We start from the raw sequence: 12,975 nt of genomic DNA, 5'->3' as shown, positions 1-12,975 counted from the left end.
GTTCCGGATCATCCAAGGCCGTTTCAATAAAAGCTGTATGGTAAATTATTTTATTTCTAATATCACTTATTTTTGACTTTATATTTCCTTTTAACTGATTTACAGAACTTTGCAGTGCATATTCATTTTTGGACATGATCATATCACCAACTGCTTCTGCCTGCGACAAATCAATTCTTCCATTCAAAAAAGCTCTTTTAGTAAATTCACCTGGTTCTGCCGGAACAGCCCCATTTTGAATCAATATTTCCAAAATACGTTTTACAATATATACACCGCCATGACAGTTTATTTCTACCGTGTCTTCGCCAGTGTAACTGTGCGGACCTCGCATCAGCATAACCAGCACTTCATCTATCGTCTCTTCATGATCTGTAATATATCCGTAATGAATTGTATGTGATTTTTGATCTGATAATTTTTTTCCTTTATAAATTTTATCTGCAATCTCAAAAGAATCCGGACCACTCATTCTCACGATTCCAATTCCAGAATTACTCATGGCTGTAGATATCGCAGCAATCGTAGAATTATAATGATTCCTCATATCCATGCTCCTTTCAGAAAAAAAATGAACTGTTTCATAATAATCAGTTGCCTATCTGTATTATGTAACAGTCCATTTTACTCATTAACGATTATTTCTGTTGCGAACCAGAGTTACAACAACTCTTCTGTATGGCTCTTCTCCTTCACTATGTGTGGACACTGCAGGGTCTGCCTGAAGTGCAGAGTGAATAATTCTTCTTTCATATGGATTCATTGGTTCCAGAGATACAGTTCTTCTTGTTCTCTTTACCTTAGCTGCAATATTATTAGCAAGATTTTCAAGAGTCTCTTTTCTTCGTCTCCGATAATCTTCGGTGTCTAATTTTACTCTCACATAACCATCCTGCATCTTATTGGCTACCCTGTTGGTAAGATACTGAAGTGAATCCAGTGTCTGTCCACGTTTTCCAATCAGAATTCCCATATTGCTTCCTTCCATATCAATAGAAAGGGCACCTTCTTCATCTATCGTAGATGTAACTTTTACATCCGTCATATCCATCGCATTCAATACATCATAGATAAATTTTTCACAGGTCTCAATTGTCTGCTGTTCTACTTTTACAAGCTCAGTCTCTTTTTTCTCAGGAACATCTGCCTCTTTGACCGGCGCTTCTTCAACCTTTGCCTTTTCTTCTTTCACAGGTTTAACCGTTTCTTCTCTTACAGGCTTTTCAGCCTTTCTTTCCGGTCTTTTCTTTTTTTCTTTCCATTCTTTTGCCGGTTTTGCAGGAGCTTTTTCTTTCTTTACTTCTTTGATCGTCTCCTCTTTTATAATTTCTTCTACCGGCTTTTCTTCAACTTTTCTGCGAGCCTTTATTACTGCCTGTTTCATTCCGATTCCAAGAAATCCGGCACTGCCTTTTTCAACCACTATATAATCCAGGCGATCACTCGTTACACCTAACTGGATCAATGCTTCTGTAATTGCATCGTCTAAATTTTTCGCCGATACAGTAATGTACTCTTCCATAACAGATGCCCCCTAATTATTTTCATTAAACTTCTTAACCATATTTGCTTTTGAAGCAAGGCTTCCTGCTTTTGCATTCTCAGCGTTTTTCTTTGCCTGCTCAACTTTTGCTTCTCTTTCTTTATCAGACATGGATGACTTTCCACTTCTTGCAGAATCTTTGATACTCTTTGCATTTGCCTGAGCCATTGCATTGATTCTCTCTGCTTTTTCTCCACGCTTCTGACGCTTCTCAGCAGCTTTTTCTTTATTCTTCTCAAGGATTTCTTCCACAGAAATACTCTTCAGATGTCTGTTGATCAATAACTGCTGGAAACATCTTACAAGAGCACTGACAATCCAGTACAGACCGATACCTGTTGGAAGTGTAAATACCATGAACACAGAAAACAACGGCATTGTAACATTCATCGTATTCATCGTGCTTGCCATCGGATTGTCTTTATCCATCTGCTGTCCGGACACAGCCTGTGACAGTTTAATACTCAGATACTGTGTCAAACCGGAAAGTATCGGAAGTACAATTGCTGTAATAATGATGATTGCCGGTGCAAATCCATAATCTCCACTGTTCTTGATCATCGCCATAGGCGCGATCGTAAGATCAGGAATTGTAAGGAATGTATTTACAGCATCCGGAGCTGTCTTAATAGCCGGAACATAATCTTTAATACTATAGATAACCGGATATAAAGCAAACAACAACGGCATCTGAATCAACATCGGCAGACATCCTGCAGTCATGGAAGTACCATACTTATCATATACCTGCTGAATCTCTTCCTGCTGCTTCATCATAGAAGCTTCATCACGTTTATTCTTGTACTTCTTCTGAATTGCCTGAATCTCAGGATTCATAACGGAAGACATCTTCGAAGTTCTCTGCTGCTTCAAGGTAAGAGGAAGCATCAATGTATATACAAATAAAGTATATAAAATGATAGATAATCCTACCAGTCCTGCGTCACTTGGCAATACGTTGTCCAGAAAAATGTAGATAAAGTTCATTACTTTACCTAACAGCCAGCACAACTGTCCTACAATCGGCCAGTTAGCTGCAGTCAATAAACTTGGTACCATAGCTTTTTCCTCCATATGTAGTTGTAAATCTTTTAAGGAACAGGGTCGTACCCTCCCATGGTAAACGGATTACAACGCAATATCCTTCTCAGTGCAAGATATCCGCCTTTGATAGCCCCGTACTTTTCAATTGCTTCTATTGCATACTGTGAACAGGTAGGGTAAAACTTACAGGTGGATCCTCCTTTTAATGGAGAAAGATATTTTTGATAGAATCTGATGCCTTTTAACAGAATTCTTTTCATAATACATTACCACTTAATCTATAATTTCATGAAGATGACCCAGATGGAGCATTGCGCTGACAATATCTTTATACTCTTTTTCTTTAGCGCCTATTCTTGCTATCACAACTATATCATATCCACATCTGAATCGTTCTTCCTGCAATCTATAGCTTTCTCTGATTAATCGTGTCAATCTGTGACGTACTATACTGTTTCCTACTTTTTTGCTTACAGATATTCCCAATCTGTTCTGATTTGTCTGATTTTCCAATATATACATAACAAGATACTTATTTGCATAAGACTTTCCATTCTTATATACATTTTGAAAATCGTTATTTTTTTTCAGTGATTCGGAATATTTCATTGCCTGTTTCTCCTAATTTTCAGAGAAGAAAAGGCCACATACATGCGGCCTACGCTGATAATTTCTTTCTTCCCTTTGCTCTTCTGCTTGCAAGTACTTTTCTTCCACCTGCTGTGCTCATTCTTGATCTGAAGCCATGTACTTTAGCTCTCTGTCTCTTTTTTGGCTGGAATGTCATTTTCATAGATATCCACCTCCTCATATTTTTCAAGGGATTATATCCCGATTTTTGCTTAAGACATCAATCCTAATTATATTCAAAAAATGCCCATACGTCAAGCAAAACCTGGATTTTTATAAATTAATTTATCCACAAAATGTGGAAAACATGTGGAAATTAAGTGGAAAACATGTGAATATTATAATATGTTTTCATTTTTTTCTTTAATATAGGCACTTTCGTCATGTGTATAAAGTTATCCACAAGGATTAAAGATTGCTTAAATTACCATTTTGATGTAGAATAAAGAAGAGTGGGTTTATATGTAAAAATCCATGAATCAGATAGATTAGGAGTTTGTTGTAATGAATATAGTGAAGGAAAAATGGCCAGAAATTATTGAGCATCTCAGGGTAGAACACGAATTATCCAATGTATCTTTTAATACATGGATACAGCCTTTAAAAGTATACGATGTCATAGATAATACCATATTTATATTAGTCAATATGAATGCAAGTGTCGAATATATTGAAAAAAAATATCTTCTTCCACTAAAAGTATGCATTGCTGAAATAACAGGTATTGAATATGAGGTTGTATTTATATCTGAAGATGATGACAAGTTAAACGAAATTCAGAATATGGCCATTGAAGCCACACAAAAGAAACGTACCAAATCTGCTGCTGAAAAAGCAGGCTTGAATCCCAAATACACTTTTGACACTTTTGTAGTAGGTGGAAATAATAACTTCGCTCACGCTGCTTCACTGGCCGTTGCAGAATCTCCCGGGGAAGTATACAATCCCCTCTTCTTATATGGAGGAGTTGGACTTGGAAAAACGCATCTGATGCATTCCATCGCTCACTTCATATTGGACAAGAACCCAAAAAAGAATGTTCTGTACGTTACCAGTGAGACATTCACCAATGACCTGATCGAAGCATTAAAGAACGGTAAAACCGCAGGAAATGAATCTGCGATGTCGAAATTTCGTGATAAATATCGAAACAACGACGTACTTCTGATCGACGATATACAATTTATAATAGGAAAAGAAAGTACACAGGAAGAGTTCTTCCATACGTTTAATCACCTTCATACATCCGGAAAACAGATCATTATCTCCAGTGATAAGCCTCCAAAAGACATCGAAACGCTCGAGGCCAGACTTCGAACCCGTTTTGAGTGGGGACTCATTGCAGATATCTCTTCTCCGAATTATGAGACTCGTATGGCTATTCTTCAGAAAAAGATCGAACTTGATAATCTTGAAAAATATAATATTCCGAATGATGTTCTGGAATACATTGCGACGAATGTCAAAACCAACATTCGTGAGCTTGAGGGATCTTTGAACAAGCTGATTGCTTTATTTAAGCTGAATAACAACGGACCAATTGACATCACGCTTGCCGCAGAAGCCTTAAAAGACATTATTTCTTCTGAAAATAAGAGAGAAGTAACTCCTGAATTAATACTGGATATTGTATCCGAACATTTTGGAGTATCTTTATCTGATTTGAAAAGCAATAAAAGAAATGCAGAGATCGTGTATCCACGTCAGATAGCCATGTATCTGATCCGTAATATGACAGATACTTCTCTGAAAGCAATCGGTGTCATGCTTGGAGGAAAGGATCATTCTACGATTAAGCATGGAATTGAAAAAATTGATTCAGAACTGTCAACTGATGAAACATTGTCTAATACCATCGGAATTATTAAGAAAAAAATTAATCCGGCATAATGTGAATAACTATGTGGACAAGTATAGAATAAGATATGGAAAACTCTTGGAAAACTTTTTTCCCTGAAACAAAAATATGAATAAGTTAAAGTTTTCAACATCCTATCCACACATAATTCTTTCCTGTTCCACAAAGATATCAAAAGCTGGAAGGCTCATTTTTAAAGGGCTTGAGGTACTTTTCCTCTTTTCCACATGCCCTAATAATAAGAAGACGTAATTATATTATATATTTTATACATGCGCACCGCACGAAAGGAGTTATACACATGAAAATAATCTGCAATAAATCAAATCTTGTCAAAGGAGTCAGCATTGTATCCAAAGCAGTACCTTCAAAAACAACAATGCCTATCCTTGAGTGTATCCTTATTGACGCAACGACCGATATCATCAGATTAACTGCCAACGATATGGAGCTTGGTATCCAGACAGATATTGATGGTCAGATCGTTGACAGAGGAATGATTGCTATTGATGCAAGAATTTTTTCTGAAATTGTACGTAAGCTTCCTGACAGCGAAGTTGTTATTGAAACAAAAGAAAATCTTCAGACAGTAATTACCTGTGAAAAAGCAAAATTTGATATTGCAGGTAAGCCGGGAGATGAGTTTTCTTATCTTCCAGTGATTGAGAAAGAAGACTCCATCAGAATTTCTCAGTTTACTTTGAAAGAAATTATACGTCAGACGATTTTTTCAATTTCAGACAATGAAAGCAACAAATTAATGACTGGAGAATTATTTGAGATTAAAGATAACAGACTGAGAGTCATTTCTCTGGATGGGCATCGTATTTCCATACGTCGTATTGATCTGAAGGATGATGTGGCTGATAAGAAACTTGTAGTTCCGGGAAAGACCTTGATTGAAATCAGTAAGATCTTATCCGGTGAAGCAGAAAGCATGGTTGAAATTTCTTATACGAACAATCATATTGTATTTGAATTTGATCATACGATCGTGGTTTCCAGGCTGATTGAGGGAGACTATTTCAGGATCGATCAGATGCTGTCCAGTGATTATGAGACAAAAGTAAGAATTAATAAAAAAGAATTGTTAAGCTGTATAGATCGTGCGACTCTTCTGGTTAAAGAAGGAGATAAAAAACCAATTATCATCCATATCGGAGATGAATTAATGGAGCTTAAGATAAAGTCACAGATCGGTTCCATGAATGAAGAAATCATGATCACAAAAGAGGGAAAAGATCTTCTGATCGGATTTAATCCAAAGTTTCTGATCGATGCGCTTCGTGTGATTGATGATGAAGAAGTAACACTTTATCTGATGAATGCAAAAGCACCATGCTTTATCAGAGATGATGAGGAAAGTTATATATATCTGATACTGCCTGTAAACTTTAATGCAGTTGCTTAAAAGTCAGATGGAGGATAAGAGATGGAGACAATAAGACTAAGAGAAGATTATATTAAACTGGGGCAGGCTCTTAAGGCTGCCGGTCTGGTAGAATCCGGAGTTGAAGCTAAAGAAGTGATTCAGGAGGGACTGGTTATGGTAAATGGGGAGACAGATACCAGACGAGGCCGCAAACTGTATGGTGGAGATATTGTAATATTTGATGGGGAAGAAATAAGAATTGAAGATTAAATCTTTGAAATTAAAAAATTTCAGAAATTATGATCTTTTGAAATTAGACTTTGATGATTCCACTAATATTTTTTATGGAAATAATGCACAGGGAAAAACAAATATACTGGAAGCAGTATATCTTTCCGGTACTACAAAGTCACACAGGGGAGCAAAAGACAGAGATATCATACAGTTTAAGCATGACGAATCTCATATTGAGACAATCGTTGAAAAAAATGGTATCAATTATCAGCTTGATATGCATTTGAAAAAGAACAGTCCGAAAGGAATTGCTGTTAACAAAATTCCGATTCGAAAAGCAAGCGAATTGTTTGGTATTGTAAATCTTGTATTTTTCTCTCCGGAAGATCTTAACATCATAAAGAATGGACCTGCAGAGAGAAGGCGTTTCATTGATCTGGAACTTTCGCAGCTTGATAAAGTATATCTGAATGATTTGTCTAATTATAACCGAATCGTAAATCAGAGAAATCATCTGTTGAAAGAGATCGGTTTTCATAATCAGGAAAATCTGCAAGATATGCTTGATATATGGGAAATGCAGTTAATTCAGTATGGAGATAAAATCATTGAAAGAAGAAAAGGGTTTGTTGAGAATATTAACAAAATAATTTCTTTAATCCATAAAAAGTTAACTGGAGGAAAAGAAGAGCTTCGTGTTATATATGAACCGAGTAATGGCGATATGACACTGGAACAGGCATTGAACAGAAGTCGTGAAAGAGATATACGAATCAAAAGTACATCGGTAGGACCGCACAGAGATGATATCTGTTTTATGATAGGAGATATGGATATCAGAAAATATGGATCTCAGGGACAGCAGAGAACAGCTGCACTTTCGCTGAAGCTTTCCGAGATAGAGCTAGTAAAACAAATGATTCATGATACACCTGTATTACTACTTGATGATGTTTTGTCTGAACTTGATAAACACAGGCAAAACTATCTATTAGACAGTATACATGATGTACAGACACTTATTACATGTACAGGTGTAGAAGATTTTGTAAATCATCGTTTTTCTATAAACAAAGTGTTTCATGTCCAGAACGGGCAAGTAACAGGAGAAAACTAGGAGGATTAGAATGGGTACAGAAAAAGTACAGCACGAATATGGTGCCGATGAAATTCAGATATTGGAAGGATTGGAAGCAGTAAGAAAGCGCCCTGGTATGTATATAGGCAGCACCTCATCAAGAGGATTGCATCATCTGGTTTATGAAATTGTGGATAATTCTGTGGATGAAGCTTTAGCAGGATTCTGTGATACAATTCATGTAAGTATTAATCAGGATAATTCTGTTACAGTTGTGGATAATGGACGTGGAATTCCGATTGGAATCAATCACAAAGCAGGACTTCCTGCAGTAGAAGTCGTGTTTACCGTGCTTCATGCAGGCGGAAAATTTGGCGGCGGGGGATACAAAGTATCCGGAGGACTTCATGGTGTAGGTGCTTCTGTGGTAAATGCATTATCCAACTGGCTGGAAGTAGAGATCTGCCATGAAGGAAAGATATATAAGCAACGATATGAACGTGGAAAAGTTGTGGAAAAATTATCGGTAATCGGGGATTGTGAGCCGGAAAAAACGGGAACGAAGGTAACATTCCTTCCGGATGATACTATTTTTGAAGATACTGTATTTGATTATAATGTGTTAAAGCAGCGTTTCCGTGAAATGGCATTTTTGACCAGAGGTCTTAAGATTGTACTTCGGGATGAAAGACCAGAAGAACCGTTAGAAAAAACATTTCATTATGAAGGCGGAATTAAAGAGTTTGTTCAGTATCTGAACAGAAGCAATACAGCACTATATGAGAATATTATTTATTGCGAAGGGGTAGTAAATAATGTCTCTGTTGAAGTCGCTATGCAGCATAATGACGCATATAGTGATAATACGTATGGTTTTGTAAATAATATTACAACTCCGGAAGGTGGAACACATGTAGTGGGATTCCGGAATGCCCTTACAAAAACATTTAATGATTATGCCAGAAAAAATAAATTGTTAAAGGACAGTGAGCCGAATCTGTCCGGTGAGGATATCAGAGAAGGTCTGACTGCGATTATCAGCGTTAAGATTGAAGATCCACAGTTTGAAGGTCAGACAAAACAGAAGCTTGGAAACAGTGAAGCAAGAGGAGCAGTAGACAGTATTGTAAGCAAACAGCTAGAGATATTCCTGGAACAGAATCCTTCTGTCGGAAAAGTGATTGTGGAAAAATCTGTCATGTCTCAGCGTGCGCGAGAAGCAGCAAGAAAAGCCAGAGATCTTACCAGAAGAAAATCTGCGCTTGACAGTATGTCTCTTCCTGGAAAACTTGCAGATTGTTCGGATAAGAATCCGGAAAACTGTGAGATATATATTGTAGAGGGAGATTCTGCCGGTGGATCTGCAAAAACTGCGAGAGATCGTGCAACACAGGCAATCCTTCCTCTTCGCGGAAAAATCCTGAATGTGGAAAAAGCAAGACTGGACAAGATCTATGGAAATGCGGAAATCAAGGCAATGATCACTGCATTTGGTACAGGTATTCACGAGGACTTTGATATTTCAAAACTTCGATATCATAAGATTATTATTATGACGGATGCCGACGTTGACGGTGCACATATCAGTACATTGCTGCTTACGTTCCTGTATCGGTTTATGCCTGATCTGATCAAAGAAGGATATGTATACCTGGCGCAGCCGCCGCTTTATAAGCTGGAAAAAAATAAAAAAGTGTGGTATGCGTACAGTGATGAAGAATTAGATCAGATTCTGAAGGAAGTTGGCCGTGACGGTAATAATAAGATTCAGCGTTACAAAGGTCTGGGAGAGATGGATGCAGAACAGTTGTGGGAGACAACCATGGATCCGGAACACAGAATTCTTCTTCGTGTAAAGATGGATGAAGAGTCAACAAGTGAACTGGATCTGACATTTACGACCTTAATGGGTGATAAAGTTGAACCGAGACGTGAATTTATAGAAGAAAATGCAAAATACGTGAAGAATCTGGATGTGTAGGAGGATAAAAAATGGAAGATAATATATTTGACAAAGTCCACGAAGTGGATCTGAAAAAAACGATGGAAACCTCCTATATCGACTATGCCATGAGCGTAATTGCTTCCAGAGCATTGCCGGATGTAAGGGATGGTCTGAAACCAGTACAGAGAAGAATTCTGTATTCTATGATTGAGCTGAACAATGGTCCTGACAAACCGCACAGAAAATGTGCACGTATTGTCGGTGATACAATGGGTAAATATCATCCACATGGCGACAGTTCGATCTATGGTGCACTGGTTAATATGGCACAGGAATGGTCAACCAGATATCCTCTTGTAGATGGCCATGGAAATTTTGGTTCTGTAGATGGCGACGGCGCAGCTGCGATGCGTTACACAGAAGCAAGATTAAGTAAGATATCGATGGAATTGACGGCTGATATCAATAAAAATACAGTTGATTTTGTTCCGAACTTTGATGAGACAGAAAAAGAGCCAACGGTATTGCCTGCAAGATTTCCAAACCTTCTGGTCAATGGTACTTCAGGAATTGCGGTTGGTATGGCGACAAATATTCCTCCTCATAATCTGCGGGAAGTTATCAATGCAGTTGTACAGATCATTGACGATCAGATAGATGAAAATGGAGAGACAACGATAGAAGAGATTCTGAAGATTGTAAAAGGACCGGATTTCCCAACAGGAGGTATGATTCTTGGAACCAGAGGAATCGAAGAAGCATATCGTACGGGACGTGGAAAAATTCGTGTACGTGCAGTAACGGATATTGAAACAATGCAGAATGGAAAGAGTCGAATTGTTGTGACTGAGCTTCCATATATGGTGAACAAAGCACGTCTGATTGAAAAGATCGCAGAACTCGTAAGAGATAAAAAGATTGATGGAATTACAGATTTGAGTGATCAGTCAAGCCGTGAAGGTATGCGAGTTGTCATTGAACTTCGAAGAGATGCAAATGCGAATGTTATTCTGAATCAATTATATAAACATACACAGCTTCAGGATACATTTGGAGTAATCATGCTTGCATTGGTAGATAATCAGCCAAAAGTCATGAACTTGATGGAAATGCTGAATTATTATCTACTGCATCAGGAAGAAGTTGTCACAAGACGTACAAAATATGAGCTGAATAAAGCAGAAGAAAGAGCACATATTTTAAAAGGATTGTTGATTGCGCTTGATCATATCGATGAAGTCATCCGAATTATCAGAGGCTCGCAGACTGTTCAGATTGCCAAGACAGAATTGATGGAGACATTTGGTCTTACAGAAGTGCAGGCTCAGGCAATTGTTGACATGAGACTTCGTGCTCTGACCGGATTGGAAAGAGAAAAACTGGAAGCAGAATATCAGGAACTCATGAAACAGATTGAGCATTTGAAAGCAATTCTTGCAGACAGGAAGTTGTTACTCGGAGTTATAAAAGAAGAGATTCTTGTGATCCGTGATAAATACGGAGACGAAAGAAGAACATCTATTGGATTTGATGAATTTGACATATCCATGGAAGATCTGATTCCAAGAGAAGATGTTGTAATTACGATGACAAAACTTGGATATATCAAGAGAATGTCCAATGATACCTTTAAGTCTCAAAAACGCGGTGGCAAAGGAATCAAAGGCATGCAGACGATTGATGAAGATTATGTGGAAGAACTCTTTATGACCAATACACATCATTATCTGATGTTCTTTACAAATACAGGGCGTGTGTATCGGATAAAAGCATATGAGATTCCGGAATCAAGCAGAACTTCAAGAGGTACAGCAATCGTCAATCTGTTACAGATGATGCCGGGAGAGAAGATCAGTGCGGTGATTCCAATCGAGGAATATCGAGAGGGAGAATATCTTCTGATGGCGACCAAGAAAGGACTCATCAAGAAGACACAGATTAAAGAATATGCAAATGTTCGAAAAACAGGTCTGGCTGCTATTACACTTCGAGAAGATGATGAATTGATCGAAGTAAAGTATACAGATAACGATAAAGATGTATTTATGGTAACCAAATATGGACAGTGCATTCGTTTTAATGAAAGAGATGTACGTCCGACAGGAAGGACATCTATGGGTGTTCGAGGAATGAATCTTGCAGATCGTGATGAAGTTATAGGAATGCAGTTGAATTCTCAGGGAAGAGATCTTCTGATCGTGTCCGAGAAGGGAATGGGAAAACGTACTTCAATCGATGAATTTACAGTACAGAACCGTGGCGGAAAAGGTGTGAAATGTTATAAGATTACTGAAAAAACCGGCAACGTAGTAGGTGTAAAAGCTGTAGATGAAGATAACGAGATCATGATTATTAATACCGGAGGAATTATCATCCGGATGAAATGTGATGGAATCTCCGTACTGGGAAGAGTCACATCTGGTGTGAAACTGATTAATCTGAAAGACGGAGAAGTTGTTGCAAGCATTGCAAAAGTAAGAAAAGGTGATGAAAGCGAAGAAACGGAAGAAGAAATTCCAGAAGATACTCCGGAAGAAACAGCATCAGATGTAGAGTAAAGTTTATAAAAAGATAGATTTATAAAAAATTGATAATTTTATAGTAAAGGACTGTCGCAAATTTCAAGATCACATATCTGAATTTTGTGACAGTCCTTTTGAATGTTTTTTTTATCAATTTTCAATTTGAAATTTACTGATCTTTAAGATTATCTTTCTCTAATTCACGGATAATGATTTCTGCTACTTTTTTAACAGTAAGAGCAACAAACGTGGTACACTGCGCTTTTCTTTCCGGAGAATTTTTCTCTTTTCCTTTCGTCAAAACACGGCAGCATGTTGCACCACAATTTTCTTTAAAGAAATCATGCAATTCATTCGTCAGAGTAAAGCAGCGTTTAACCTTCGCATCACCCGGGGTAGAGCGTCCGAAGAAGTATCCGATACACATGGTGCCGCCGGCAAGAGCACCACAGATACATCCGCCTCCGCCAAGTCCCCATGGAAAACCAGAACTCATCGCAATCGCATCATCGGACATCTCAAGTTCAAAATTCTTTCGGATTGCATAGATTATGGATTCAGAACAGGCAAAACCCTGGTTAAAAATGTCTACAGCATCCTTTTGTAATTGTTCCATATCGATATTCGTTGTCATATTAACCTCCTTGGGGACAGGGGATTTTTAATTTGGGACGGAGGATTTTTAGAAATTCCCCGTCCCAAATTAAAAATCCCCTGTCCCTATTTACATTTTATACTAACATGACAAT

12 protein-coding genes and 1 pseudogene are annotated in these 12,975 nt (G+C 37.7%); 6 read left to right on the top strand and 7 right to left on the bottom strand.

Annotation, left to right across the window (positions count from 1 at the left end; translation table 11 throughout):
* From JQM82_RS11585 to rpmH, 6 genes and pseudogenes are all read right to left on the bottom strand, one after another.
* Positions 1 to 547: pseudogene (locus tag JQM82_RS11585) on the bottom strand (tRNA uridine-5-carboxymethylaminomethyl(34) synthesis GTPase MnmE); the annotation flags it as partial.
* Positions 548 to 631: 84 nt separating this feature from the next.
* Positions 632 to 1,522 carry an RNA-binding cell elongation regulator Jag/EloR gene (gene jag, locus JQM82_RS11580; protein ID WP_235250491.1) on the bottom strand — a complete coding sequence of 297 codons (891 nt, stop codon included), beginning with the start codon at positions 1,520 to 1,522 and terminating at the stop codon, positions 632 to 634.
* Positions 1,523 to 1,534: 12 nt separating this feature from the next.
* Complete coding sequence (gene yidC / locus JQM82_RS11575) at positions 1,535 to 2,602, bottom strand: membrane protein insertase YidC (RefSeq protein ID WP_235250490.1); 1,068 nt, start codon at positions 2,600 to 2,602, stop codon at positions 1,535 to 1,537.
* Positions 2,603 to 2,634: 32 nt separating this feature from the next.
* Positions 2,635 to 2,847: a membrane protein insertion efficiency factor YidD gene (yidD, locus tag JQM82_RS11570; RefSeq protein WP_268827728.1), complete on the bottom strand. Its 213-nt coding sequence runs from the start codon at positions 2,845 to 2,847 to the stop codon at positions 2,635 to 2,637.
* A gap of 13 nt (positions 2,848 to 2,860) precedes the next feature.
* Positions 2,861 to 3,196 carry a ribonuclease P protein component gene (gene rnpA, locus JQM82_RS11565; protein WP_235250489.1) on the bottom strand — a complete coding sequence of 112 codons (336 nt, stop codon included), beginning with the start codon at positions 3,194 to 3,196 and terminating at the stop codon, positions 2,861 to 2,863.
* 49 nt (positions 3,197 to 3,245) lie between these two features.
* Positions 3,246 to 3,380 (bottom strand): 50S ribosomal protein L34, encoded by a 135-nt coding sequence (gene rpmH / locus JQM82_RS11560; RefSeq protein ID WP_235250488.1) that lies wholly within the window; start codon positions 3,378 to 3,380, stop codon positions 3,246 to 3,248.
* A gap of 341 nt (positions 3,381 to 3,721) precedes the next feature.
* On the opposite strand from rpmH, the gene dnaA reads away from it, so the two are divergent.
* The 6 genes from dnaA to gyrA all read left to right on the top strand — a co-directional run bounded on the left by dnaA (position 3,722) and on the right by gyrA (position 12,262).
* Complete coding sequence (gene dnaA / locus JQM82_RS11555; RefSeq protein WP_235250487.1) at positions 3,722 to 5,107, top strand: chromosomal replication initiator protein DnaA; 1,386 nt, start codon at positions 3,722 to 3,724, stop codon at positions 5,105 to 5,107.
* A 269-nt stretch (positions 5,108 to 5,376) separates the two neighbouring features.
* Positions 5,377 to 6,486, top strand: a complete 1,110-nt coding sequence (gene dnaN / locus JQM82_RS11550) for a DNA polymerase III subunit beta (RefSeq protein ID WP_235250486.1) — start codon at positions 5,377 to 5,379, stop codon at positions 6,484 to 6,486.
* Positions 6,487 to 6,507: 21 nt separating this feature from the next.
* Positions 6,508 to 6,717 carry an RNA-binding S4 domain-containing protein gene (locus JQM82_RS11545; protein ID WP_235250485.1) on the top strand — a complete coding sequence of 70 codons (210 nt, stop codon included), beginning with the start codon at positions 6,508 to 6,510 and terminating at the stop codon, positions 6,715 to 6,717.
* The gene (recF, locus tag JQM82_RS11540) at positions 6,707 to 7,798 is read left to right on the top strand and encodes a DNA replication/repair protein RecF (RefSeq protein WP_235250483.1); all 1,092 of its coding nucleotides are present in this window, start codon (positions 6,707 to 6,709) and stop codon (positions 7,796 to 7,798) included. Before JQM82_RS11545 ends, recF begins: the two co-directional genes overlap by 11 nt.
* A 10-nt stretch (positions 7,799 to 7,808) precedes the next feature.
* A complete protein-coding gene (gyrB, locus tag JQM82_RS11535) occupies positions 7,809 to 9,740 on the top strand; it encodes a DNA topoisomerase (ATP-hydrolyzing) subunit B (protein WP_235250482.1) in 1,932 nt (643 codons plus the stop codon).
* 11 nt (positions 9,741 to 9,751) lie between these two features.
* Positions 9,752 to 12,262, top strand: coding sequence for a DNA gyrase subunit A (gene gyrA, locus JQM82_RS11530; RefSeq protein ID WP_235250481.1), 2,511 nt, complete (start codon positions 9,752 to 9,754; stop codon positions 12,260 to 12,262).
* 133 nt (positions 12,263 to 12,395) lie between these two features.
* On the opposite strand, the gene JQM82_RS11525 is transcribed toward gyrA, so the two are convergent.
* On the bottom strand, positions 12,396 to 12,860 hold the full coding sequence (locus JQM82_RS11525) for a C-GCAxxG-C-C family protein (RefSeq protein ID WP_235250480.1): 465 nt from the start codon (positions 12,858 to 12,860) through the stop codon (positions 12,396 to 12,398).
* Positions 12,861 to 12,975 lie beyond the last annotated feature (115 nt).

Origin of the sequence: Faecalicatena contorta, assembly GCF_021531995.1 — a bacterium.
Lineage (GTDB): Bacteria > Bacillota > Clostridia > Lachnospirales > Lachnospiraceae > Dorea_A > Dorea_A contorta_A.
Note: the sequence above shows the minus strand (reverse complement) of the source record. Positions and strands in the feature narration are given on the sequence as shown.